The organism is Exiguobacterium sp. BG5(2022) (genome assembly GCF_031844365.1).
Lineage (GTDB): Bacteria > Bacillota > Bacilli > Exiguobacteriales > Exiguobacteriaceae > Exiguobacterium > Exiguobacterium profundum.
Genome location: NZ_JAUZVB010000001.1, coordinates 1,985,157 through 2,008,807, shown reverse-complemented (window position 1 = coordinate 2,008,807; position 23,651 = coordinate 1,985,157). Strand labels below are relative to the sequence as shown.

Genomic DNA, 23,651 nt, shown 5'->3' with positions numbered 1-23,651 from the left:
ATTTAGGCCCGTTGGTCAAGCGGTTAAGACACCGCCCTTTCACGGCGGTAACACGGGTTCGAATCCCGTACGGGTCACCAATATGGAGGATTAGCTCAGCTGGGAGAGCACCTGCCTTACAAGCAGGGGGTCGGCGGTTCGATCCCGTCATCCTCCACCATCTTTATTTATTACATCAAACCTATATATATGCCGGTGTAGCTCAGTTGGTAGAGCATCTGACTTGTAATCAGAGGGTCGAGGGTTCGAATCCTTTCGCCGGCACTCCTCGGGGGGGTAGCGAAGTGGCTAAACGCGGCGGACTGTAAATCCGCTCCTTCGGGTTCGGCGGTTCGAATCCGCCCCCCCCCACCAGGTTTGAGCCATTAGCTCAGTTGGTAGAGCATCTGACTTTTAATCAGAGGGTCGCAGGTTCGAGCCCTGCATGGCTCACCATTTTTTGCGGAAGTAGTTCAGTGGTAGAATACGACCTTGCCAAGGTCGGGGTCGCGGGTTCGAATCCCGTCTTCCGCTCCATATTCTTATCCCTGTATTGGGGCCTTAGCTCAGCTGGGAGAGCGCCTGCCTTGCACGCAGGAGGTCAGCGGTTCGATCCCGCTAGGCTCCACCATATGTTTTTTTCTTAAGTTAGTGATGACTTAAGTTTTTTTTTGCCTAAAACCATGAACCATTCAATTGAGAGTACAGAGAAAGGCAGCCTGCCACCATTCAGGCTGCCTTTTTGCATGTTTATTCATCATTATGCTGAGTTGAACCAAACAAATGATAGCGTTTACAATTTAATTATTAAGCGTATAAAGGGGGAATGGCGATGCAATGGTCATATATTCACGTGCCGCTGCGTTACGGTCAGGGGAAATTAGGGGTCGATCAAGGACCGACAAAGTTAAATGAAATGGGGATGCAACAACTTCTTCCGACAGAAACGGTCAAACATACGATTCGTGTCTTGCCAGAATCTGAAATTCGAGAAAATGAAGAACACTTAAAACGGGTTGATGGTGTCTTGCATACCGTCACGGAATTGGCAGAAGTCGTACATCGTGAAATTTCGGAAAATCGATTCCCTTTGATCGTTGGGGGCGATCATAGTATGGCAATCGGTACTCTTGCTGGATTGGCTCAAACAGGTCCTTATGGAGTCATTTGGGTGGATGCTCACGCTGACTTAAATACAGGCGAAACATCACCGTCGGGGAATATTCACGGAATGCCACTTGCGGCAGCGATGGGGATGGGCGACGTGCGTCTGACAGAAGTGGGCGGACGTGATCCGAAGCTATCACCAGAGCATTTAGTTTATATTGCCCTGCGTGATATCGATGAAGGAGAAATGAATGAAATCAATCGACTCGGCATCAAAGTCATTACAGTAGAAGAAGTACGTACGCGTGGCGTAGATGTCATCATGAAAGAGTCATTGAGTTATCTTCGTGAACGAGTAGACCGTTTTTATATCAGTTTCGATATGGATAGTCTCGATGCATCCCTCGTTCCTGGAACAGGTACACCGGTTGACGGCGGTTTAACAGAAGTCGAAGCCAAAGCGATTTTAAAAGAAGCGATGCAAGCAGAAGACTTGATCGCAGTAGAGCTCGTCGAGTTAAATCCGGCATTAGACCGGGATGACGTGACGGCTCAGTTGGCCTATCGCTTATGTGAAACGATTATAAAATCTAAAGAAAACCTGTTATTGGAAGGCGAAACCGTCTGATTTCCTTACAGTTTCCAAACCCGTTTGCTACAATGGGGATGGAAACTTTTTTTGATTTTTTGAAACCATTTCAATATCAAGACGTATATAGAGATGACCGCATGTGTAGCGGAGAGGGGAAGTGGATTGATGGAACGGCTGACCACCCGTTTGGTTGATGAATTGAGGGCGGGGAATCACGATTCGTTTGCCGAACTGGTAGAACTATACAAGGATGGCGTCTTTGCAATCGCCTATAAAATTTTGTATGATCGTGGCGAAGCAGAGGACGCTGCCCAAGAGGCGTTCATTCGTGCCTATACACGAATCGATACGTATGACGCGCAATATAAGTTCAAAACATGGCTCTATCGAATCACGACAAACGTTGCCATCGATCGCTTGAGGAAGCGGAAGCCGGAATATTCGATGGATGCCGAAATTGCGGGTACAGACGGTTTGACTTATCAAGACCACTTAGCTGATGAAGCGCCCCAACCCGATGCCCAAGTGGTTCATCGCGAAATTCGAAGTGAAATGCATGAGGCAATCAAGCAACTTCCAGACAAATATCGCATTCCGTTATTATTAAAATATGTGGATGATTTGTCGCTTAAAGAAATCAGCGTGATGATCGACATGCCGGTCGCAACGGTTAAGACAAGGATCTTCCGGGGAAGAGAAATGTTAAAAACAATCTTTCAAAATAGGGAGGGGTTCAATTGACTCCTGAAGAAAAAGTACAACAATATTTGGAAGATGGCGTTTTGCCCGAAGAATCTGACGAATTGCGTCAATTGTTAGAGGACGATGAATTATATGAATCGTATCTACAATATGAACGAATCGACGCAGAACTGAAAGCATTGCCTCGTCCAAAGTTATCAGCAGATTTTACGGCCCGAGTGATGGCCGCTTTACCTGAAACTCCTGTACAGACAGCACCTGATCCCGTCGTACCGTTTTCAAAACCAGTTCGAAAAGAACGCAAACCGCACTCGAAACAAATGCAATGGTTGCAACGGCACCCAGGTTTGATTGCGGCCGTACTGTTCTTTAGTTTGATGTCTAGTGCGACACTCGGACTATGGAGCAGCGCTTCAGAGACGATGACCTATACAAAAGTACCAGGTGTGATCGTATCTGAGAATGAAGTCATTGTCCCGGCCGGTGTCACGGTTGAAAAAGACATCACGGTCCAAGGTGGCGATTTACGGATTGAAGGTACCGTCAATGGAAACGCGACAGCCGTCAATGGTCGTGCCTATTTAGCAAGTGCCGGTCAAGTGACAGGTGAACTCGAACAGATCGATCAGATGTTCGAATGGATTTGGTACTCGATGAAACAACTTTTCTAAAGACGCTTCCGGCGTCTTTTTTTCGTTTCAATCTGGTTTCGTTTTGACGTGACGCAATGCGTATCTATAGAAATGATGATATAATGGAATTTGCACGATTTAGCTAGGTAGTTGAGGAGGGGAGCATTTGCCGCTACTTGAACAAGTATCATTTTTCTCATTTTTAAATCTTTCAGAAAACGTACATTGGTACGATTATTTGAATGATGTTTTAGATATCGTCGTCGTCACGTATGTCATTTACAAGTTGATGATGATTGTGCGTGGGACAAAAGCAGTACAATTAATTAAAGGGATTTCCATCATTCTAGTCAGTTGGTTCTTGAGCGGTTTCTTCGGATTGAAAACGCTCCAGTTCTTGCTAAATCAGGTGATCACGTACGGTCTCCTCGGAATTATCATCATTTTTCAGCCAGAGTTGAGACGTGGTCTTGAACATCTCGGACGAACGAGTAACTTATTCAGTCGTACGGGAACAAGTGATGAGGAGCAACAACGACAAATGATTGAAGCCATCGTCAGTTCCGCACAGTACATGTCAAAACGGCGAATCGGTGCATTGATTGCGATTGAACGCGATACGGGATTAAACGAGTATGTGGAGACCGGCATTCGTATGGACTCGCATATCACATCCCAGTTGATTATTAACTTATTCATTCCGAATACGCCGCTTCATGATGGCGCGATGATTATTCAGGACGGGAAAATTGCGGCGGCAGCTTGCTATTTACCGCTTTCGGAAAGCCCGCACATCGATAAAGCACTCGGGACACGTCACCGAGCAGCCATCGGGGTCAGTGAAGTGACGGATAGCGTCACTCTTACCGTCTCAGAAGAAACGGGAGCAGTCTCACTTGCAATCGCGGGCCGCTTGTATCGGGAACTAGACGAAGAAGCGCTTCGCAATAAATTAATTCAAGAACTCGTCATCGAAGAAAAAGAGGCGACCCTCTCGTTCTTCGGCAAAAAAGGAGGGGATAAGTAAGTGATTGATCAGTGGTTACAACATAAGTGGTTTCTCCGCTTCATCGCACTTGCTTTAGCCGTCCTTTTATACTTAATGGTCGCTGAGACCAGTTCTTCGAATAACGCATCTAGCGCATTGCCAATCGTCGGACAAAGTTCCATGACGCTCGATGTGCCGGTCGAAGTGTTTTTCGATGAGGTCCAGTATGTCGCATATAATGTTCCGGAAGAGATGGGTGTCGAGCTTCAAGGGCCATCTAGTAGTTTAACGATGACGAAATTGGTGAAAGATTATCAGGTGTTCGTCGATTTGACCAATCTTGGCACCGGATTCCATCGTGTCCCGGTCGAAGCGCGTGGATTCGGCGGAGACGTCAATGTCAAACTAGATCGAGAGACTGTCGAAATCTATATCGATCGGAAACAAACGATTGAAGTCCCTGTGTCCGTGAATCTGTTGAACAAAGATCAATTACCGGACGGAAAAGTCGCGGGCGATGTCGAAATCGAACCGTCGACTGTAAAAGTCACAGGTGGTGCGAGTCGGATTCAAAACGTCAAAGAAATCACGTTGAATGTGGATGTTGCCAATCAAAGTCAGACGTTCACACGAGAAATTCCACCGACCATTTTAGATGCGAATGGAAATCCGTTGAACGTGTCGGTCGATCCGAATATCATCAATGTCACCGTACCGATTTATGACGAGAGCGCGATGATTCCAATCGAGGTCGTCACGAGCGGAGAGGTGGCAGACGATTTCCGCTTAGTTGATACGTTGCTAGGTGAGACGGAAGTCCGTGTCTTTGCACCAAAAGCGGTGCTAGATGAACTCCAGCAAGTGGAGACAGAACCGATTGAACTTGACGATTTAACGAAGTCGGGAAAAGTGACCGCTACCCTTCGTCTTCCGGAAGGAGTGACTTCACTCGGTAAAAAAGAAGTAGAAGTCCAGGTGCTCGTTCGTCCAAATGATGAGACGAAAGATGACACGGGTGAATTGACAGAGCGGATTCGGTTGACCGTCCCCATCACTGTCCGTGGATATGACCGGACGAATTACACGATTCAAACGCAAGAAGTGGTCAGCGTGACGCTCTCGGGCAAACGTTCCCTTCTTGAAAGCATCTCATCAAACAGTGTCAACGTGACGTTAGATCTTACCGGATTGCCGAGCGGAACACATGCGGTCGATGCAGATTATGAAGTACCAAAAGGCGTGACCGTGATCTCGCCAAAGACAATCGATGTTCAATTGACGAGTGTCGATGAAGAAACAGAAACATCTTCCATTCAATAAAGATGTTCAATCATACAAAAGTGAGGATTTAATCTTATGGGTAAATATTTTGGAACAGATGGAGTTCGCGGTGTTGCCAACTCTGAGTTAACTGCGGAATTAGCATATCGTTTAGGTCGTGCGGGTGGCTACGTGTTGTCGAAACATTTGCCAGAAGGCGAGCAGCCGAAAGTGTTGATCGGTCGTGACACACGGATTTCGGGACATATGCTTGAAGGTGCATTGATTGCGGGTCTTCTCTCAATCGGTGCAGAAGTGATGCGTCTCGGTGTCATTTCAACACCTGGAGTCGCTTACTTGACGAAATCGCTCGACGCGACGGCAGGTGTCATGATTTCAGCATCGCATAACCCTGTGGCGGATAACGGAATCAAATTCTTCGGTAGCGATGGTTTCAAATTAGACGATGCGACCGAGCAAGAAATTGAAGACATCTTAGATGCTGCGGAAGATACGCTCCCGCGTCCGACAGGTAAAGATCTCGGTTTCGTATCGGATTACTACGAAGGCGCGCAAAAGTATCTTCAAATGTTGAAACAAACGGTAGAAGAAGATTTTGATGGTCTTCACATCGCACTCGACTGTGCACATGGAGCGACGAGTGGCCTTGCGGCTCGACTGTTTGCAGACTTAGAAGCAAACGTGTCGACGATCGGAAACTCGCCAAACGGTTTAAATATCAATGAAGGTGTCGGGTCGACACACCCTGAGCATTTGGCTGAATTCGTCCGTGAAAAAGGAGCGGACATGGGCCTTGCCTTTGATGGGGATGGAGACCGTTTGATTGCGATTGACGAGAACGGTGAAATCGTCGACGGAGACAAGATCATGTATATTTGCGGGAAATACTTGAGTGAAAAAGGGCGTCTCAAAGACAACACGATTGTCGCGACGGTCATGAGTAACCTTGGTTTCCATAAAGCCGTTGAAGAAGCGGGCATGACGGCGCTTCAAACAGCAGTGGGTGACCGCTATGTCGTTGAAGAAATGAAAAAACATCAATATACACTCGGTGGCGAACAATCAGGTCATTTGATTTTCCTCGATCACTCGACAACGGGTGACGGTATGTTATCTGGTGTGCAATTGGCAGAAATCGTGAAATCGACAGGGCGTAAACTGTCTGAATTAGCGGCAGAGATGCCAGTTTATCCGCAAAAGCTCGTGAACATTCGTGTGACGAATAAAAACGATGCGATGAACGGAGAGCGTGTCTTGGCAACGATTCAAGAAGCGGAAGCGGAAATGGCCGGAAACGGTCGAATCCTCGTCCGTGCATCAGGTACAGAACCACTTGTTCGTGTCATGGCTGAAGCCCCGACAGCGGAAGAGTGTGACCGTTACGTTGAAAAAATCGCACAAGTCGTACGCGAAGATTACGGTGTAGACGGATAAAATTTTCAAAACCGGGAATAACACAAGGGAATCCACATCGGATTCCCTTTTTGTTTCCGTTTTGTCATCGAGAAAACAGCGGATTTTCTTGACGAATGGGGGTGTGATTTGTACTATTAAGAGCGTGACCTTGGAAACGGAAGGACACAAGAGTACGAACAAGCGCCAGAACTCTGCGGAGTTGACGAGGTTGGAGGTTATCGAGATTTCGGCGGATGCCTCCTCGTCGCCTGTCACGACGACAAACATGCTTTTAAAACGCCCGGGCGACCGGACGGACAAAGAAGCGTGTACTGACAGCTCTTAGAAAAAGCCCGTTTCCTTTTTCGAGAAATCGAAGAATAGAGGAGATTTGTTTATGTGTGGAATTGTAGGAATGATTGGGAATACCGGAGCGAAGGAAGTCCTTCTCAAAGGTCTTGAAAAACTCGAGTACCGTGGTTATGACTCGGCAGGTCTTGCGTTGATGCATGAGAATGTCAACGTTCACAAAGAAGTCGGTCGCATTGCTGCGCTACGCGAAATCATCCCAGCAGAAGTAGACGGCACGATTGGAATCGGCCACACACGTTGGGCGACACACGGGGTACCGAGCGTACCGAACGCCCACCCGCACCAAAGCACGACAGGACGCTTCACGCTCGTGCATAACGGCGTAATCGAGAACGACGAGCTCATCAAGAAGACGCTCGACGTCCCGTTTCTTTCAGAGACGGACACGGAAGTCATCGTCCAGCTCATGGAGAAGCACTTCGTCGAGCTCGGCGACGTCGAGGCGGCGTTCCGCAAGACGCTTTCGGACCTCCACGGTTCGTACGCGATCGCGATGATCGACTCAGAGGACCAAGAACGCCTCTATATCGGGAAGAACAAGTCACCGCTCCTCGTCGGACTTGGTGACGGCACGTTCAACGTCGTCGCATCAGACGCGATGGCGATGCTCCAGGTGACAGACCAGTACCTCGAGCTCCACGATGGTGAGATCGTCATCCTCACACGTGAGGCGGCGACGATTAAGACGCTCGACGGCGAAGTACTCGAGCGTGCACCATACACGGCCGAAATCGATGCGTCAGACATCGAGAAGGGCACGTACGCGCACTACATGTTGAAAGAGATGGACGAACAGCCAGCCGTCATCCGTAACATCATCCAGCACTACCAGAACGAGAACGGCGACATCGAGCTCGCAGAAGGCGTGCGTGAACTCGTCTCGGAAGCAGACCGCGTCTATATCGTCGCATGTGGTACAAGTTACCACGCTGGTCTTGTCGGGAAGCAATTGATTGAGCGCGTTGCAGGTGTACCGACTGAAGTACACGTCGCATCAGAGTTCGGTTACAACATGCCACTTTTGACAGAGAAGCCACTCTTCCTCTTCATCTCACAATCAGGTGAGACAGCGGACAGCCGTGCCGTCCTCGTCGAAGTGAAAAAATTGGGCCATAAAGCGCTCACGTTAACGAACGTGGCAGGATCGACATTGTCACGTGAAGCGAACGAGACGATGCTCCTCCACGCAGGACCAGAGATCGCGGTCGCGTCGACGAAAGCATACACGGCACAGATTGCCGTCCTCGCAATTCTCGCATACGACATCGCTCGTGCGAACGGGAAGAAACTCCCGTTTGATCTCATGCAAGAACTTGCACTCGTTGCGACAACGATGGACTCGATCATGGCACAAAAAGAAATCTTTGAAGAGCTTGCAGATAAGTTCTTGAAAGAGTCACGTAACGCATTCTTCCTCGGACGTGGATTGGATTCATATGTAGGTCTCGAAGGCGCATTGAAGCTGAAAGAGATTTCATATATCCAAGCAGAAGGGTACCCAGGTGGGGAACTCAAACACGGTCCGATCGCCTTAATTGAAGACGGGACACCGGTCATCACGCTCGTGTCTCAACCAAACACACACCTCAACATCCGTGGAAACATCAAGGAAGTTGTGGCGCGTGGTGCCATCGCATGTACGATTTCAATGGAAGGAATGGAGCATGAGAACGACGCATTCGTTCTTCCACGTGTTGAACCACTTCTCACGCCACTCGTGACGGTTCTTCCACTTCAACTCATCTCGTACTATGCAGCACTTGCTCGTGACTGCGATGTCGACAAGCCACGTAACTTGGCGAAGTCTGTAACGGTTGAATAATGTTCAAGACCAAAATCTTTCGGGATTTTGGTCTTTTTTGTTGCAATGAGTTAACAAATCATCGTAATGTTCTCAAATATGTCTGTTCATTCTCCGGAACGGGTACACTCAACATGAAAATGAAGAGAAGGAGAGATTCAATGAAACAGAAGAAATGGATGACAGGTCTCGGTGTCATGATTCTCGCGACATCATTGGCCGCTTGTGGGGATACGGCAGAGGACACATCGATGGAGATGTCAGAAGAGCAAAGCATGGACCATTCAGCGATGGATCACTCCGGGTCTGGAGAAGTTCCAGACGGGCTGATGGAAGCCAGTGATCCGACTTTTCCAGTCGGATCAACCGCGATGATGACAGCGGATCACATGCCAGGGATGGAAGGTGTGGAGGCCACGATTGTCGGTGCGTACGATACGACCGTCTACGCCGTCAGCTATACACCGACAACAGGCGGTGACCCGGTAGAGGATCACAAATGGGTGATTCACGAAGAATTGGACAATCCAGATGAGAAACCGTTGTCTGAAGGGGATGAGGTCGTATTGGCCGCCGACCATATGGAAGGGATGGACGGCGCAGAAGCGACAATCGATACAGCGGAAGAGACGACCGTTTACATGGTTGATTACACGACTGAAGACGGAGAAGAGGTCACAAATCATAAATGGGTGACCGAAAGTGAATTAGAAGCAATGAAATGAATGAAGTAGACCTCGAGTACATCTCGAGGTCTATTTTTTTCGATAAATATTTATTGATAAACGATAAAAACGGGCGTATGATAAAAGAAATAAAATGAGTGAGGTGTATGACAGGTGAAACGAGAAACCGTCTTTTTAAAACTATCGGTGATTGTCTTAGCTCTCCCGATTCTTGCGGCCTGTATCTTTTTACTACCGTTTCTTTGGCGAGACGCAACCGAGAGCGGGGGATGGATTGCGAATTCGATGCGTCCGATTGTTATCGGGATGTATGTGGCGGCAGTTCCCTATTTTATGGCTTTGTTCCAGACGTTTACCTTACTTGGATTGATTGACCGGAACGAGGCATTCTCCTATGAAGCGGTGAAAGTACTTCGGGTAATCAAGTATTGTGCATTGACCATCACGGTTATCTATACGGCGTTGCTTCCCTTCTTCTATTGGTTCGCTGAGCGTGACGACTCGCCAGGATTTTTAGTCATCGGGTTCGTCTTCGTCTTCGCCGCATTTGTCATTGCGGTTTTTGCTGAGTTGTTACAGAAACTATTGAAGCGCGCCATCGACATGAAACAAGAAATCGATTTGACGGTCTGAGGTGAGAGAAATGGCGATGATTGTGAATCTGGATGTGATGTTGGCGAAACGAAAAATGAGTGTGACGGAACTGTCGGAGCGAGTCGGGATTACGATGGCGAACTTGTCGATTTTAAAAAACGGGAAGGCCAAAGCGATTCGTTTTTCGACACTTGAAGCGATTTGCGAAGCACTCGACTGTCAACCGGGAGACATATTGGAATATCGAGCGGACGAGCGAGCAGAGTGAATCTCTGCTTTTTTATATGAATTTGAAACGTGTTCTTACTATGCTCCGTATATAAAGGTATCAGTCAGGGGGAGATGTAGAATGATTCAAACATGGACGGAACGGACACATGAGGCCTTGAAAGGAAGAACGGGGAAACTCATCGGTTGGTCTTTTGCAATGGCGATATTAGTAGAAGTGTGGCTTATGATAGATCCGACATATTACGGGATCCAACACAGTTCTACTATTCTTATGATGATCAGTGTGATTGGACTCATCCTATATGTGATGTCTCTTCCGATGTATGTCGGATACAGCTGGGTCATTTTAGATACGGTGCGAAATAAGGAATTGCATTTTCAAGATGTATTTAAACCGTTTCGGAAGAATTACCGCTTAAATTTGGCCACATTCCTACTCATGGTTCTCTTCCAACTATTGTGGGGGCTGCTTCTAATCGTTCCAGGAATCATAAAGTACTTTTCTTACGCATTCACTTTCTTTATATTGCGAGATGAGCCTCATTTGTCCCCAACAGAAGCAATTACAAAATCTCGTGGGATGATGCGTGGACAGAAATGGGAAGCATTTAAATTGATCCTGCCAATGATTCCGGTCTTTTTGACGGGTTTCACGCTGAGTATTGTTTTCAAATTACCGATTTTGTCATCCTGGTCACTGTTAGTTGCGACTTCCCTTGTTCGCCCGTTAGTCGTTGCGCGCTTCGCTGTCATGTATGAAGACACGCGTCGGGCTTACGACGAACAATGGAACAAGCCAGCCTGAAGCATATCAAACAGAGGGGAAATTGAATGAACGTGCTACAATCTTCATGAAGAGAAAGGGGAATGCGGAATGAAGATTGGGATCATCGGGGCCGGTCTGAGCGGAATCATCGCAGCGCGTGAACTCGTGTGTCAAGGTCATGACGTCGAACTGATTGAAAAGAGTCGAAGCGTCGGGGGACGCTTGGCGACGCGTCGAATCGGTGATGGACGGGCAGACCATGGCGCGGTATATTTCACGGTGCGTGGAGAAGAGCTCGAACGAGAGGTACAGTCGTGGATGAATGCAAACTGGGTGCGGGTCTGGTATGCCGACCCTTATCCACGTTATGTCGCGATTGATGGGATGAATGCACTTGCTAAGCGTTTGTCTGAAGATTTGACCGTACAATTGAATGAACGGGTGGAGAACGTTCAAGTAGAAGAAGACGGAACCGTCACAGTCAAGACAGACGTGACGACGCGTTCATATGATCGAGTCGTGATGACGGCACCGCTTCCACAGTCATTCGAACTACTAGGGAGTTTGGTCGACCAGATCAAGCCCGCGTTACTTCGTCTCGTATATTCGCCGACGTTCGTGGGTCTTTTTAAATGTGCCGGTGATGTACAGATTGGAGCAGACGGTATTCTCGATCAAGAACTGGTACCTGGTGTATTAAAAATCGTCGATAATCGCCAAAAAGGAATCTCTGCGACACCACTCGTAAGTGTCTATATGGAAGAGGCGTGGAGTGAGGCGTGGTATGAGCGACCGGAAGCAGAGACACTTGCTGAAATAGAGCGGTTAGTGCGTGAAGAAGTCGGAGACCTCGGCATCCAATCACGGCAGTTAAAACGTTGGCGTTACGCGCAAGCGAAAGACGTATGGCATGAGCCGTTTTATCAAGTAAGCCATCATCCCATCTATTTAGCAGGGGATGTCTTCCTTGAAGCTGATGATCCATCCGGACGAACGCGATTCGAAAGTGCCTATCTGTCTGGGTTACGTGTGGCAGAAACCATTGAAAAGAACATGGACCGATAAGGGCACTCCTTATCGGTCTTTTTATTTGACGCCATTTAGTTTAGGGCATAAACTATAATCATCTAGTTTAGGGGGTAAACTAAAAATGAAAGCATTGATGCGCGAAGCGGTGCAGTTGTTTGAAGAAGTGATGTTCCATGGGACGGAACATGTCATCGAAGCGATGGAGGGAGACGTATGGCGCGAGTATTCGCGTGAACAGCTCCAACTGTTGAAGTTACTCGATCAGTTTGGACCAACTCCTGCTGGGCAATTGGCGCAAAAACAAGGTGTCCATAAAAGTGCGGTCTCGAATCGCCTGAAAAAGTTGGTCGAAAAAGGACTCGTCACGAGTCGACGAGGACAAGATCAACGGGAACGATTGATTGAATTGACCCCAGAAGGGAAACGGCTCGTCGAAGAAGTGGACGGTGCCGTCTATCGATATGTGGAATCCCTCATCGATGGAGAAGTAGACGAAATTGAAATCGAGCAGTTTGTTCGGACGTTCCGAAAAATAAAGCAATTGCTCCGAATCGGGGAGGAATAACACATGCATAAAATCATTCAATGGCGCTGGGGAATTTTCATTTCCCTCATCGTATTGACGGCAGCATTATTTGTCGCAGCACCGAACTTAACGAAACAAGCAGAAGAGGCAGGGAGCTTCCAACTTGCGGACGACATGGACTCACAACGCGCACAAGCGATTTTAGATGAAGCCGGGAAGAGTGACAAGACCATCTCCCTCGTCTATGAGTTTGAATCAATCGGAGAGACGGAGCGAACAGATGTCGCGCGTGTCATCGAAGAACTTAAACAAAATGAAACGGTCGTGACAGATGTTCTCGATCCGTTCGAAAACGAGGAGACAGAGGCACAGCTTGTCTCAGAAGACGGACGCATCGTCCTCGTCCCCATCACGGTAGAAGGTACGACGGAAGAAATCAATGCGTTTGCTGATGATGTCCGTGAAAACGTGCTCCCGCAAGAGGAGACAGTATATATCACCGGGGAAGAAATCATTAACAATGATGTGAATCTAAGTGCACAGGAAGGGTTGAAAAAGACAGAAATCATCACGGTCGTGTTGATTTTTGGATTACTCCTTCTCGTCTTCCGTTCCATCGTGACCCCGTTCATCCCGCTCATCGCGGTCGGATTCACTTATCTATTGAGTCAATCCTTTGTCGCGTTCTTCGTGGATTGGTTCGGGTTCCCGGTGTCCAACTACACGCAGATCTTCCTTGTCGCCATCTTGTTCGGGATTGGGACAGACTACTGTATCCTGCTTCTTAGCCGTTATAAAGAAGAACTCAGTGCAGGACATGCCATCGAAGACGCCATCGTCAATACGTACAAGACGGCAGGACGGACGGTCCTCATCAGTGGACTCGCGGTCTTCGTCGGTTTTGCCGCCATCGGATTTGCTGATTTTCCAATCTTTAAATCAGCGGTCGCCGTCGCAGTCGGGATTGCGGTGTTGCTGCTGATTCTCTTCACGGTCGTCCCATTCTTTATGGCGACGCTCAAACAGCGACTGTTTTGGCCGTCGAAAAAGGCAGGCGAGCATCATGACAGCAAGCTTTGGGCTAGCTTGAGCCGATTGTCGGTCAATCGCCCGTTCGTATCGATTTTGGTCGTCGGGTTGATTACAGTACCCGTCTTATTCACATATGACGATGCCCGTTCGTTCAATACGGTCGATGAGATTGGAGACGGGTACGATTCGGTTCGTGGACTGAATTTGATCTCAGAAGGGTTCGGTCAAGGGGAATCCCTTCCGGTACAAGTCATTTTGAGACAAGATCAAGCCATTACAGAATCAGAAGTTCCCTATATCGAAAAGTTTGCAAGTGAGCTTGAAAAAGTCGAAGGTGTGAATGGTGTCCGTGCGCTCACACGTCCTACTGGTGAAGTCATCGACGATTTTTATGTCGATACGCAGCTCAGTGAAGTCAGCGATGGCTTGTCTGAAGCGCAGACGGGTCTCGGGGATGTTCAAACTGGATTGGATGAGATTGAGCAAGGATTGAACGGGATTGTTGGACAACTACCAAGCGGTTCAACCAATGCTGGGGCACCGCTTGCAGAAGCAGCAGCGGGACTAAATCAGTTGAATGGTCAACTTGGTCTCATTGGGCAAGGATTGACAGCGACTCAAAACATCCCGGCCGCAGTCGGACAGCTCGGTCAAGTATCAGCTGGCCTCACACAAATTGAGTCAGGAATCAACGAAGCGGCGTCCGCATTAAATGCACAAGGTTCTCAGGTCGGTGAACTTGGTAGCGGGTTAGCGCAACTGGCGACAGGTGTCGCGGAAGCGAACGACGGGCTAGGACAAATTGAGTCTGGTCTCGGCGAAGCCGTTTCGTTCTTAAAACAGTTGAGTGAAGCAGATGCGCTTCGGGAGACAGGCGTGTATCTTCCGGAAGGGACGCTCACATCAGATGAGTTCTCACCTGCAGTCGAACGATATGTCTTCGATGAAGGAATGGCGACTCAGCTCGAGGTCGTCTTAGAGATGGACCCGTATTCGCCAGAAGCGATTGATACCGTTGAGACAATCAAAGAGACGATGAATCGTGCCGTGACGGGAACACCGTATGCGGATGCGACCATCGGATATGCCGGGATCTCAAGTATCAATAGCGATTTAAATGAAACATCGACGAATGATTTTAATCGAACGGTAGCCATCATGCTCGTGACGTTGTTCATCGTTTTGACAGCGCTGTTCCGCTCGATGATCATGCCACTCTATATGATTGCTTCGCTTCTCTTGACGTACTATACGTCAGCGGCAATCACAGAGCTGATCTTTGTAGAAGGACTCGGCTATGACGGGATTAGCTGGGCCGTTCCGTTCTTTGGATTTGTCATGTTGATTGCCCTTGGAATTGACTACTCCATCTTCTTGTTAGATCGCTTCCGGGAAGAAACAATCAATGGGAAGACGGTCCGTGAGGCGCTCATCCACTCGATGACGAAGATGGGTACCGTCATTATGACAGCCGCGGTCATCCTCGCCGGGACGTTCGGTGCCATGATTCCGTCAGGCGTGCTCAGTCTCGTCCAGATCGCGACAATCGTCATCACCGGTTTGTTATTGTATGGCTTGATTGTGTTACCCCTCTTGATCCCAGCCATTACGATTTCATTTGGCGATGGTGTCTGGTGGCCATTCCGACAAAAGAAAAAGTCATAAGCAGAAACGGATGTCTCGTATGATGAGATATCCGTTTTTTGGGATAGATTGTAGTGGATTCGGGAACAGAAAGGCAGGTCCATTATTGAAGGAGGAATACTGTATGGAAATCGTCATTACTGCAATCTTGAAAGCCCATCCCGGAAAAGAAGAGGCGTTACGTGACGCGCTGTACCGTGTGATTCCGCCGTCGCGTGCGGAAGAAGGATGTCTCGCGTACGTTCTTCACGAGGCGATCGATTCACCAGGTACGTTTGTCTTCTATGAAAAGTATAAGGATGAAAATGCACTCAATCACCATATCCAGTCGTCGCACTATAAGGCGTATCGTGATGAAGCCGGAGAGCTTCTCGCCGTCCGTGAGGTCTATCGTTTGCATGAAGTCTGAAAGGAGATATTCTCATGATTACGCAACCCGTGATTCCATGTATTTGGTTTGAGCAGGACGTTGAAGAGATTGCCGAGTGGTATGTATCCATCTTTCCAGATTCGTTTGTCGACTATACGACGAGATTTTCAAGTTCACCAGCAGGCGATACGACGATTGTGACGCTATCACTCGCTGGACAATTCTTTCAGTTTCTTGGGGGAGGGACGGTGCAAGAACGGAATCCGTCCATTTCCTACATGGTGTCGCTTCCGACGCCGGAAGAAATCAATGCGCTTTGGGAACGATTATCTGACGGAGCGGATATCTTGATTCCATTAGACACTTACGACTTCAGTCAGCGTTATGGGTGGTTGCAGGACCGCTACGGGGTTTCTTGGCAAATCATGCATGATGGCGGGATGGACATTCAGCTCGTGACGCCATGTCTATTGTTTGTCAAAGAAGCGTTCGGTCGTGCCGAGGCGGCGATGAACGATTGGATCTCTACTTTCAAAGATTCATATGTATTGGACGGACATACGGTACGATACACGGAAGAAGACGGGGACGAGCTTGACGGGAAAATCAACTATGCTCGTTTCGTCTTATCCGGTCGAGAATTTGTCGTGATGGACAGTAATGAAAATCATACATTTTCGTTTAACGAGACCCAGTCGCTCATCGCTTTTTGTGAGTCGCAAGAAGAAGTCGATTCGTACTGGGAGCGGCTATCGGCTGTACCGGAAGCAGAGGAGTGTGGTTGGCTGAAAGATCACTATGGCGTCTCCTGGCAAATCATCCCGTGGGAAATGGAAGAGATGATGACGGTAGGTTCGCAAGAGCAGATTGAACAGGTCGTACAGGCATGTCTGCCCATGAAAAAGCTTGATATCGCGACATTGCGTAAAGCTTACTGAACAAAACTCCCGAGACAAATAGCTCGGGAGTTTTTTCATGGACTCATTTGCGAGAGGGCATCTTTCTCGATGATGGTATCCGAGAGCCGGAGCTGACTGGCCGCGCGGTCGATGTAAGGGGCGCATCGATCGAATGCGACTTGTTCTTCCGTCTCAATGGAATAGCATGTGCCGTTACCAGCACGTTCGGTCAAGTCTGGTTCATAGTAATGATCTTCGTATCGGAAAGCGCCCGTCCGAAAGACGGTTAGATTTGACGTATCATTCAATAAGGAGTCGCCAAGCATATATGCTGGAGAGATTCCAAGTAAATCGAGAATCGTCGGGGCGATATCGATTTGTCCACCACTCGCCTCCATGACTTCTCCTGTCGTCGGTCCAGGTGGTTTGATGAAGAGAGGGACAGCACGGTCAAGTTGAAACGCGTCAACCGTCGAGTTCACTTCTTCGAGGGTAGCCATCTCTTCTCCTGGTGCCGTCAGACCGCTATCGTGGTCACCATACATGACGAGAAGCGTCTCATCCCAGAAACCATCTTGTTTCAATCGTTCGATGAACTGACCGACAGCGGCATCGACGAAATGAACGGTATGGTAATAGTTTTCGAGAAGGGGATCGTCGATATCAGATAGGTCCAACCGCTTCTCGTCTTCCGGGATATCGTACGGTGTATGACTCGTTAAAGCGACTAAAAATGCGTAAAATGGTTCATCCAACTCTTCCATAAATCCGACCGACGTATTTAAGAATTCCTGATCGTTGAGTGCCATCCCGATGATTCCTTGATCGGGGTAGTCTTTGTCGCTAAAGAAATGATTGAACCCGATATTGTCATAAAAGTCATCGCGATTCCAAAAGTCTTTTCGGAACGAATGCATGGCTGCCGTATCGTAGCCCGCCTCATTCAAGGATTGAGAGAGCGCGCTGAATTGATTTCCCGGGAAACGCGTGTAGACGGAACCAGATTTGACAGGATAAAGTGACGTGTTGACGATGAACTCTGCATCAGACGTTCGCCCTTCATGCGTTTGATGATACACGTTCGGGAAGTAAAGCATGTCACGTCGCAGTCGGTTCAAATTCGGGGTCAGTTCCTGTCCATCAATCTGTTGATCGATGACGGATGTTTGGAATGATTCGAGTTGTAAGACGATAACGTTCGTATCTGGACTTGGGGCACTTAATTCTTGATAAGAGAGTGCTTGAATTTGAGAACGCTCTTCGTCTGTCAGGGCTTCGTTCCATCCCATAGCACGTTCGACGCCTCGGGCGACATCCATCGCGTGATAGCCCCAAAATCCAAGATGATAGTATTCACGCATATTCGAGATGGGGTCATCTGCGATCCACTTTTCTCCACGCTGAAAACTGAGGGTGAGCGGGATTGTGAAGAGAAGGAATCCGAGTGCGAAGCCAGCGAGCGCCAATCGTCTTCCGTTCCGCTTCCCTTCACGGACAGGATGACGTTTCATATAACGCAAAATCAAACCGTAGATGATGAGGTCGATGAAGAAGAACGCATCGATTGGGCGGATGAGCGTCAAGAAGCCACCCCCGACATCTCCCATCTGCCCGATATCAGATAGTAAGGCGACGGATAATAAGTCTTCAAAATAGCGATAGTACCAGACGTCCGAGACGAGCAGGGTACTGTGCAGGAACAGAGAAACGTATAAAATCCATCGGCGGATCGGATAAGACACGGCGAGTGCCCAACTCGTCAGGAGCAAAATCGTCGCCAAATTGATGAGGAAAAACGAGAAGTCGAACGCCGTCGCGGTCAACCAGCTAAAAAAGAAGAGCTTTGCCAGAGAGAGTGACAAGTAGCTCCAATAATCGAGATATTTCATTAGTGATCTCCTAACTCAAAATGTAGTTACTGTATCCTTTCCTTTCTTATGAACAGAGAAAACGTAGAAAGTGTGATGGAGATTCATTCGTAATCAAAAATATGTAATATATATATTGCGTTAATGGAATATATATATTACATTTTAGGTATTGCGCAACTAAATTAGGAGACAGACATGGGAAATAGAGTAAAAGAACATCGAGTAGAAAAGAATCTTACTCAAACCGATTTGGCAGAGGCGATCGGTGTGACTAGACAGACAATCGGTTTGATCGAATCGAATAAATATAATCCCTCTTTGAAACTCTGTATTGCCATTGCGAGGGTTCTGGGCGTCACTCTAAATGATTTATTCTGGGAGGAGTAAAAGATGAAAGAATCATGGGTCACAATGTTTTTACCAAATGACGAATATAAAGAAAGGCGGATGTTGTACTTTATAGCCGAGGCTTTCGTTTTGTTCATTGGATTTTTGGGAGTAGTCGTTCTATTGAATAGATTTTCAGGTATATTCAACACTGAGTCTTCATATATTTTATTGAGTGTTATAGCAATTCTAAGTCTCTATGTATGGATTCGTTATATTGTCTCAGGTATGGAGTATGCAAACGTTGTTGAGAAATCTGAATATAAAATGGAACTAAGGAAACTGATTGGTTCTACATCGAAGTTTGCTGTTTTGTTTGCTGGAGTGGCAATAGCATTAAAGGTGACGGGTGTAGTGGTTTACTCTTGGGTGGACTTGTTAGCAATGACACTTCTTTCAAATGGGTTACTTCTGGTCGCACAATTCATTTCACTTCAACGGTCATTTAGAAAAAATCGTGAGCTTTCATGACCGAGGTGATATATTCGTTTTACTTCAAATAGGACATCTATGTCTTTAAGAGTGCATAACAAAACCAGGTCCCATGCAAACATGGACCTGGTTTTGTTGGATAACTGTGAAGCTCTGATTATGTAATCTCGAACGTATCACGCAGTTCAATGATGGTTCCTTCCGGTGCTTTTAATTTACTTAAATGTCCATCGACGACGAAGTAGATGTTGCCACCGTGCTTCGGTAAAAACGTGACGCCGAGTTGTTCGAGTCGTGCGACTTCCGCTTTGAGGTCATCTACATAGAGGGCGAAATGGACGGGACCGGCCGCATGTTTCGAGTAGTCTTGTAACGTTTCATCCGCTTTAGCAGTCTGGAGCTCAATATAAAAATCACCGAGCTTGAGCCAACTGTTGAAGTCACGCGTATGAAAGTTTGGCGACTCCTGGACGAGTTCAAAACCGAGCGCTTCGTAAAATGACTTCGATGCGGCATAATCCGGGGTTTGGATACAGATATGATGGATTTGTTTCATTGGTTGTTTCCTTTCGTTTGCAACTCTTTCACTCGATCACGGTGGAACGGGGAAGTCAATTCTTCTGAGATGAGGCTGATCGTATGTCCATCCGGGTCTCGTACGTCAAAACAGGACATACCACCGAAATCGTGAAGCGGGGTCGCAATTAACCCTGCTTGTTCGAACGATTGATACGCGAGCTGGATGTCTTCACAGATGATATTGAAATAAACATGGGCTTGTCCGGACGCATCCTTAAATGTTGTGGGTTGCGTTGAAGTAGTTTGAATCAATCCGAGTTGAGTTGAGCCATCTGGCAGACAGATTCCGATGCCCCCTTCCCAGCGCCCGATTTCTTGGGCATGAAAATAAGTTGTATACCAGTTCAGAGACTGTTCTACATCTGATACGGGAATAAAGATACTTCCGATTCGGAACATAAGATCCCCTCCTTTTCTATTGTTAGTGTAGCGAATACAAGCCTTCGAAGATACGGGAGAAGAAACTTTTTACGGGAGAAATCGTATGGAAGAGAGAAAATCAATGAGGTGAATGTATGAAAGTAAACGAAATCACGATTCAACCGGTTGATGCAGTCAATCGAGAGGCGGTCATCGCCCTGACAGTGGACGAGAAACAATCTCGATTCATCGAGACGAATGCCGAATCCCTTCGAGAGATGATTGAGGATACGAAATACAATTGGCAGAGCTTTGCATTTTATGAAGGCGAGCGACCGGTTGGCTTCATGATGGTCGGAGCGGAAAACCAGTCAGAACGTTACATGTGGCTCGACCGTTTCATGATTGATCAAAACGAACAGGGGAAAGGCATTGGAACGAAGTGCCTACGCATGGCAGTGGAATTCATCCAGACACAATACGACGTGGATGATATCATCCTCAGTCTCCATCAAGAGAATGAAGTCGCGAAACGATTTTATGCGAAGAACGGCTTTGTCGACAGCGGCTTAATCGATGAATGGAATGGTGAAGCGATTTGGGTCTATCATACAGAAAACCGACCGTCATGAGTCGGTCGGATTCTCGGATGGACTTATTTTTTGCGTGACATTCATAGCTGCCAAGAAGAAGGGGATAGCGGCAAAGAGAAACAAGGTAACGAACCAGTTTTGGAGAAATGGATCGACAAACGACGGTTTTTCCAACCAGCTCCCGGTTGAGATTTCGGCGTACCAACGTATGTAGAGTGCGATGCGTTCGAGCGTATATAAGAGTCCGGACAAAAACAACAAAATACCACCCGCTACAAGTTGATTGAAACGAGACATAAAACCCCTCCTCTGTAGATGTTGTCTATAGTTTACCATTTTCATCCAAAAAGGGAGCTTTTATTTGAGTACGCTCGGTCGCAACTGTTTGACACGCGACAAGACGAGCCAACCGAGAAGCGCGCCCGTCAAACTAGAGGCAAGGAACGCCGGGACAAAGAAAAATGCACCGAACGTCGAACCCATCAACAGTTTTGCGTACGGGACGGCAATCAACGAAGCGATGACGCCGGTCCCGATGATTTCTCCGAGAGCGGCCGCATAGACGCGGTTCGTGCGAACGAAGAAAATGCCGGCAAGAAACGCGCCAATCATGCCACCAGGGAATGCGAGCAGTGATCCTGTACCGGTCATGACGCGAATGAGTCCGGTGACGAAAGCGACGAGAACGGCTCCGATTGGACCGACGGTGACTGCGGCAATCACGTTCACCATATGTTGAATCGGATAAGCGCGGGCGACACCTGTAGGAATCGAGATGAACATCGAACCGACGACGGCGATGGCAACGAGCATCGCCATCCAAGTGAGTTGTTGAATACGCATGAATAGTCTCCTTTCAAAATAAAAACGCCACGTTTCCAGACGGAAAAATGGCGTGGACATACAGAGACGTATTCCAAGCCACTTCCCTACGCTGGTATGAGCCAGATCAGGTTCAAAGGGTCCGGCAAATGCCGTCTCAGCCCGAAGGCTCCCCTAGTGGTCGTTTATTGATTTGAGTATAGCATAAATTGGAAGGGGACGAATATGGAACAACTATCTGTTTTCTGGGAAAACACTGATCTCAAGCATGAGTTTGATCAGTGGATTGATGAATATATTTCGAATGAGACGTGGCATCTAGAAAAAGATACGGATTTGACGTATCTGGTTCATGGCAATGGCGTCTATGCTAAAGCGGTCACTTCAATCAGTCAGAGTGAAGGAATGTTGTCACAATATCTTGCTCATATGTTGCCTGGGCTCGTGCCAGACGTAGTCGCTGTGCATCCGGTTCATCCATGGTTCATCGTGCGAAAAGTTTCCGGTCACCCGTTACGTGATGTACCTGATCAGGAACAGTATGAGGTTGCGCTACGAGAGTATGCCAAATTACAGCAACGAATGAGTGGTGAGACGGAGCAACTTTTAAAAATGGGGGTTCCAGACCGTCGTCCGTCTATGCTCAGGGAGGAAATCGAATCGACGTTCGTTGAGATGAGTCTAAATCTGGAGCGGGTGCAGCGGGAAGAAGTGTTGGCACTAAAACCTGAACTTCTGTCGATGTGTGAAGAACTAGAAAGTGGTATACCGATGAGTCTCGACCACGGCGATTTGCATGGAGGGAATATTTTCTGGGAGCCTGAAAGCAATCAACCGGTGATTCTCGATTGGGGAGATGCGACAATCACACATCCATTCTTTAGCATGCGTGTCTTTTGGAACATCTTGTTCGATTTATTGCCGGAAGAAGACGATACATTATGGATAGAGAAAATCCATGAGTTACGAAAGGTTTATTTGAAAGAATGGAGACACGTCGCGCCAACAGAAATACTCGAGCGTCATATGAAGATTGCGGAGGAATTGGGATGCGTGTATCGGGCCATCTCATGGCACACCTACGTCACAGCACATCGTCGGGACAAAAAAGATTCCAGCGACAAACCGGCACAATGGCTCAAGTTGTTGCTGGAATATCGTAAGTTACAACGTGACACGCATTAACTTTCATTCTTGGCTAACAGGTCCACATAGTCCTTCTCGTTCCAAAAGAGCGGTGAGATGGATTCGGGGCCTTTTAAAATTTCTCCGTCCTGATCATATACGATGGCATACCCGCTCTCGACATCGAATACGAACAAGTCGGCAGTGACTTCGGTCACGCCGTTCCCGGCAATGATCACGTCATCGATTGGCTCCCGTGCCAGTTCGACGCCCGCTTCATCGAGTTCGACGAGGAGGGCTGACGTGTAGGCATGGCGGTCATAGACCGTTTGGAATTCATCCTGCGTGAGGACGACATCGGTAGGTGGGGCACTTGTACCGAATTTCCGATTTTCAATCTCTTCGACGTATTGAAGGAAGGATTCCTCTTGCCAAAATAGCGGAGCGACCGACTCAGAACCATTGATCACCGTTCCGTCCTGACTATCGAAAATGGTAGCATACGTCCCGTCATCGAGCTTAAATGGGTAAATATCCGCATACGTATGCTCGAGACCGTTGCCGGCGATGATGACCCGTTCGAACGTCTCCCGAAACGGTTTGATTCCTTGTTGTTCAAGGGCAGTAAGGAGCGGTTTCGTTTGTTCGTATTGGTCATAGACGTCTTTAAAGTCCTCACGCGTCCATTCGGTGATGGGTTCATCGGGTGATTCGATTGGGATTGGATTGTCTGCCACCGTATCTGTACAACCCGTGAGTAAAAGTGCACTTAATCCGAATATCGCCCATCGTTTCATGTTTCCATCCCCTTAACTGACATTTTCCACCATTTTATCATTCATGATGAAAAAGCAGA

Annotated in this window: 26 protein-coding genes, 7 tRNA genes and 1 riboswitch; of the genes, 27 read left to right on the top strand and 6 right to left on the bottom strand. The window is 47.7% G+C overall.

The window, feature by feature from the left end:
* Nucleotides 1-5 precede the first annotated feature (5 nt).
* The 23 genes from Q9R25_RS10355 (at nucleotide 6) to Q9R25_RS10245 (ending at nucleotide 16,665) form a co-directional block, all read left to right on the top strand.
* Nucleotides 6-80, top strand: a tRNA-Glu gene (locus Q9R25_RS10355).
* A gap of 4 nt (nucleotides 81-84) precedes the next feature.
* Nucleotides 85-160 (top strand) — tRNA-Val (locus Q9R25_RS10350).
* Between the two features lie 31 nt (nucleotides 161-191).
* A tRNA-Thr gene (locus Q9R25_RS10345) sits at nucleotides 192-264 on the top strand.
* A gap of 6 nt (nucleotides 265-270) precedes the next feature.
* A tRNA-Tyr gene (locus Q9R25_RS10340) sits at nucleotides 271-354 on the top strand.
* Between the two features lie 5 nt (nucleotides 355-359).
* Nucleotides 360-435, top strand: a tRNA-Lys gene (locus tag Q9R25_RS10335).
* A gap of 6 nt (nucleotides 436-441) precedes the next feature.
* Nucleotides 442-516: transfer RNA gene (locus tag Q9R25_RS10330), tRNA-Gly, on the top strand.
* A gap of 18 nt (nucleotides 517-534) precedes the next feature.
* Nucleotides 535-610 (top strand) — tRNA-Ala (locus tag Q9R25_RS10325).
* Between the two features lie 201 nt (nucleotides 611-811).
* Complete coding sequence (gene rocF / locus Q9R25_RS10320; protein WP_074035370.1) at nucleotides 812-1,714, top strand: arginase; 903 nt, start codon at nucleotides 812-814, stop codon at nucleotides 1,712-1,714.
* 129 nt (nucleotides 1,715-1,843) lie between these two features.
* The gene (sigW, locus tag Q9R25_RS10315; RefSeq protein ID WP_012727640.1) at nucleotides 1,844-2,419 is read left to right on the top strand and encodes an RNA polymerase sigma factor SigW; all 576 of its coding nucleotides are present in this window, start codon (nucleotides 1,844-1,846) and stop codon (nucleotides 2,417-2,419) included.
* Nucleotides 2,416-3,051 carry an RseA family anti-sigma factor gene (locus tag Q9R25_RS10310; RefSeq protein WP_047794729.1) on the top strand — a complete coding sequence of 212 codons (636 nt, stop codon included), beginning with the start codon at nucleotides 2,416-2,418 and terminating at the stop codon, nucleotides 3,049-3,051. The genes sigW and Q9R25_RS10310 overlap by 4 nt, the downstream gene beginning before the upstream one ends.
* Nucleotides 3,052-3,178: 127 nt before the next feature.
* Nucleotides 3,179-4,039 (top strand): diadenylate cyclase CdaA, encoded by an 861-nt coding sequence (gene cdaA, locus Q9R25_RS10305; protein WP_012727638.1) that lies wholly within the window; start codon nucleotides 3,179-3,181, stop codon nucleotides 4,037-4,039.
* Entirely contained in the window at nucleotides 4,040-5,320 is a 1,281-nt protein-coding gene (locus Q9R25_RS10300) for a CdaR family protein (protein ID WP_196431523.1), read from the top strand. It begins immediately after the preceding gene.
* 36 nt (nucleotides 5,321-5,356) lie between these two features.
* A complete protein-coding gene (gene glmM / locus Q9R25_RS10295; protein WP_078147859.1) occupies nucleotides 5,357-6,715 on the top strand; it encodes a phosphoglucosamine mutase in 1,359 nt (452 codons plus the stop codon).
* Nucleotides 6,716-7,073: 358 nt separating this feature from the next.
* Entirely contained in the window at nucleotides 7,074-8,870 is a 1,797-nt protein-coding gene (gene glmS, locus Q9R25_RS10290; protein ID WP_311283108.1) for a glutamine--fructose-6-phosphate transaminase (isomerizing), read from the top strand.
* 140 nt (nucleotides 8,871-9,010) lie between these two features.
* Nucleotides 9,011-9,574 (top strand): YdhK family protein, encoded by a 564-nt coding sequence (locus Q9R25_RS10285; RefSeq protein ID WP_311283107.1) that lies wholly within the window; start codon nucleotides 9,011-9,013, stop codon nucleotides 9,572-9,574.
* A gap of 114 nt (nucleotides 9,575-9,688) precedes the next feature.
* On the top strand, nucleotides 9,689-10,168 hold the full coding sequence (locus tag Q9R25_RS10280; protein WP_031421883.1) for a DUF2975 domain-containing protein: 480 nt from the start codon (nucleotides 9,689-9,691) through the stop codon (nucleotides 10,166-10,168).
* Between the two features lie 10 nt (nucleotides 10,169-10,178).
* The gene (locus Q9R25_RS10275) at nucleotides 10,179-10,397 is read left to right on the top strand and encodes a helix-turn-helix domain-containing protein (RefSeq protein WP_012727632.1); all 219 of its coding nucleotides are present in this window, start codon (nucleotides 10,179-10,181) and stop codon (nucleotides 10,395-10,397) included.
* An 81-nt stretch (nucleotides 10,398-10,478) separates the two neighbouring features.
* Nucleotides 10,479-11,165, top strand: a complete 687-nt coding sequence (locus tag Q9R25_RS10270) for a DUF975 family protein (RefSeq protein WP_196431419.1) — start codon at nucleotides 10,479-10,481, stop codon at nucleotides 11,163-11,165.
* Between the two features lie 69 nt (nucleotides 11,166-11,234).
* Complete coding sequence (locus tag Q9R25_RS10265; protein WP_311283106.1) at nucleotides 11,235-12,191, top strand: NAD(P)/FAD-dependent oxidoreductase; 957 nt, start codon at nucleotides 11,235-11,237, stop codon at nucleotides 12,189-12,191.
* An 85-nt stretch (nucleotides 12,192-12,276) separates the two neighbouring features.
* Nucleotides 12,277-12,720, top strand: coding sequence for a MarR family winged helix-turn-helix transcriptional regulator (locus Q9R25_RS10260; RefSeq protein WP_078147853.1), 444 nt, complete (start codon nucleotides 12,277-12,279; stop codon nucleotides 12,718-12,720).
* 3 nt (nucleotides 12,721-12,723) lie between these two features.
* Nucleotides 12,724-15,378, top strand: a complete 2,655-nt coding sequence (locus Q9R25_RS10255; protein ID WP_311283105.1) for an MMPL family transporter — start codon at nucleotides 12,724-12,726, stop codon at nucleotides 15,376-15,378.
* A 103-nt stretch (nucleotides 15,379-15,481) separates the two neighbouring features.
* Nucleotides 15,482-15,766: a putative quinol monooxygenase gene (locus Q9R25_RS10250; RefSeq protein WP_215243559.1), complete on the top strand. Its 285-nt coding sequence runs from the start codon at nucleotides 15,482-15,484 to the stop codon at nucleotides 15,764-15,766.
* 14 nt (nucleotides 15,767-15,780) lie between these two features.
* Nucleotides 15,781-16,665 (top strand): VOC family protein, encoded by an 885-nt coding sequence (locus tag Q9R25_RS10245; RefSeq protein WP_215243560.1) that lies wholly within the window; start codon nucleotides 15,781-15,783, stop codon nucleotides 16,663-16,665.
* A gap of 35 nt (nucleotides 16,666-16,700) precedes the next feature.
* Here Q9R25_RS10245 and Q9R25_RS10240 read toward each other — a convergent pair whose 3' ends face one another.
* Entirely contained in the window at nucleotides 16,701-18,515 is a 1,815-nt protein-coding gene (locus tag Q9R25_RS10240) for an LTA synthase family protein (RefSeq protein WP_214690344.1), read from the bottom strand.
* Between the two features lie 177 nt (nucleotides 18,516-18,692).
* On the opposite strand from Q9R25_RS10240, the gene Q9R25_RS10235 reads away from it, so the two are divergent.
* Together Q9R25_RS10235 and Q9R25_RS10230 are read left to right on the top strand one after the other, a co-directional pair.
* Complete coding sequence (locus Q9R25_RS10235; RefSeq protein WP_031421892.1) at nucleotides 18,693-18,884, top strand: helix-turn-helix transcriptional regulator; 192 nt, start codon at nucleotides 18,693-18,695, stop codon at nucleotides 18,882-18,884.
* A 3-nt stretch (nucleotides 18,885-18,887) separates the two neighbouring features.
* On the top strand, nucleotides 18,888-19,355 hold the full coding sequence (locus Q9R25_RS10230) for a hypothetical protein (RefSeq protein WP_196431414.1): 468 nt from the start codon (nucleotides 18,888-18,890) through the stop codon (nucleotides 19,353-19,355).
* 118 nt (nucleotides 19,356-19,473) lie between these two features.
* On the opposite strand, the gene Q9R25_RS10225 is transcribed toward Q9R25_RS10230, so the two are convergent.
* Together Q9R25_RS10225 and Q9R25_RS10220 are read right to left on the bottom strand one after the other, a co-directional pair.
* Nucleotides 19,474-19,872, bottom strand: a complete 399-nt coding sequence (locus tag Q9R25_RS10225; RefSeq protein WP_074035393.1) for a VOC family protein — start codon at nucleotides 19,870-19,872, stop codon at nucleotides 19,474-19,476.
* Nucleotides 19,869-20,294, bottom strand: coding sequence for a VOC family protein (locus Q9R25_RS10220; protein ID WP_074035394.1), 426 nt, complete (start codon nucleotides 20,292-20,294; stop codon nucleotides 19,869-19,871). The genes Q9R25_RS10225 and Q9R25_RS10220 overlap by 4 nt, the downstream gene beginning before the upstream one ends.
* A 116-nt stretch (nucleotides 20,295-20,410) precedes the next feature.
* Between Q9R25_RS10220 and Q9R25_RS10215 the strand changes: the two genes are divergently transcribed.
* Complete coding sequence (locus Q9R25_RS10215) at nucleotides 20,411-20,887, top strand: GNAT family N-acetyltransferase (RefSeq protein WP_084543024.1); 477 nt, start codon at nucleotides 20,411-20,413, stop codon at nucleotides 20,885-20,887.
* Here the strand turns inward: Q9R25_RS10215 and Q9R25_RS10210 are convergent.
* Nucleotides 20,882-21,145, bottom strand: coding sequence for a hypothetical protein (locus tag Q9R25_RS10210; RefSeq protein WP_012727621.1), 264 nt, complete (start codon nucleotides 21,143-21,145; stop codon nucleotides 20,882-20,884). The genes Q9R25_RS10215 and Q9R25_RS10210 overlap by 6 nt on opposite strands.
* 60 nt (nucleotides 21,146-21,205) lie before the next feature.
* A complete protein-coding gene (gene thiW / locus Q9R25_RS10205; RefSeq protein ID WP_047794734.1) occupies nucleotides 21,206-21,691 on the bottom strand; it encodes an energy coupling factor transporter S component ThiW in 486 nt (161 codons plus the stop codon).
* A gap of 66 nt (nucleotides 21,692-21,757) precedes the next feature.
* A riboswitch (TPP riboswitch) is annotated at nucleotides 21,758-21,856 on the bottom strand.
* Nucleotides 21,857-21,895: 39 nt separating this feature from the next.
* On the opposite strand from thiW, the gene Q9R25_RS10200 reads away from it, so the two are divergent.
* Nucleotides 21,896-22,855: an aminoglycoside phosphotransferase family protein gene (locus Q9R25_RS10200; protein WP_214690345.1), complete on the top strand. Its 960-nt coding sequence runs from the start codon at nucleotides 21,896-21,898 to the stop codon at nucleotides 22,853-22,855.
* Here Q9R25_RS10200 and Q9R25_RS10195 read toward each other — a convergent pair.
* Nucleotides 22,852-23,592: a hypothetical protein gene (locus Q9R25_RS10195; protein ID WP_074035399.1), complete on the bottom strand. Its 741-nt coding sequence runs from the start codon at nucleotides 23,590-23,592 to the stop codon at nucleotides 22,852-22,854. The two genes, Q9R25_RS10200 and Q9R25_RS10195, sit on opposite strands and share 4 nt — an antisense overlap.
* Nucleotides 23,593-23,651 lie beyond the last annotated feature (59 nt).